This is a genomic window from Neobacillus sp. PVCKKU3, assembly GCF_058323225.1.
In genome coordinates, this window is record NZ_JBLVQN010000097.1 from 1 (window position 1) to 991 (window position 991).

At 35.9% G+C, this 991-nt stretch carries 2 protein-coding genes; both read left to right on the top strand.

Going from position 1 to position 991, the window contains the following annotated elements; genetic code table 11:
- Nucleotides 1-691 (top strand): type I restriction endonuclease subunit R, EcoR124 family (locus tag ACNQGS_RS28945; protein WP_491490389.1); only part of this gene is annotated, 691 nt, incomplete at its 5' end.
- Between the two features lie 108 nt (nt 692-799).
- Nucleotides 800-991, top strand: a 192-nt coding sequence (locus ACNQGS_RS28950; RefSeq protein ID WP_491490390.1) for a type I restriction-modification system subunit M N-terminal domain-containing protein, incomplete at its 3' end; no start/stop codon positions are given.

The window sequence follows — 991 nt, forward strand, 5'->3', positions numbered from 1 at the left end:
AGTTGACGAACTAGAGCGAGAAGAGGATAAACGTCAATTTATCATTGCATTTAAAAATGTGACGAAATTCCTTCAACGTTTACAGTCGTTTTCCGATTTTGAGTTTGATGAAACAGAGCTAACGATTTCACAGCAATCATACGAGGATTACAAGAGCAAATACTTCAAAGTATATGAAGACTTTAAACGCAGCGAAGTACCAAAAGAATCGATTTTACATGACATTGACTTTGAGTTAGAGTTGATGCATACAGACCGCATAAACGTCAGCTACATTCTGAATCTCATCGCTGGCCTAAACACAAAGGATGAAAAGGAACGTGACAAAGAAATCCGTTTCATCATACAAGAATTAAACCATGCATCTGATCCAAAGCTGCGTCTAAAAATTGATCTGATTAAAGGCTTCTTAAATAAGGTTGCGCCAACGTTGGCACCTGATGAGTCTGTGATGGATGCTTACAATCGTTACGAAGAAGAAATGAGTGAGCAGGAGCTTTCATCATTTGCTAAAGAAGTAAATATTGAAGATCATGTATTGCGTGAACAAGTATCAACGTATGGGTATTCCAATTTAATCGAAAAAAATGCGATTATGGATTCTTTATCAGGTTCATTTTTGAAAAAGAACAAAGCAATCAAAGCGATTACATCATTTATCCGTGATTTTAGTGAAAAGTATGGAGCATAAATTTGTTATAATTGATAAGGGCGCTAATGTGGCGCTCTTTTTAAATGGTTATACTAACAAACAACAAAGTATAAATGTCTATGAATCAAACTGAAGGAGTAACTGAACATGACAACAAGTGAAAAACAACGTCAGCAACAAGCTGAACTGCATAAAAGATTATGGGCGATGGCAAATGACTTACGGGGTCAAATGGATGCCAGCGAATTCAAGGATTATATTTTAGGGTTAATTTTCTACCGTTACCTTTCGGAGAAAGTAGAAGCACGTGCAAACGAATTATTGAAGGAAGATAATATT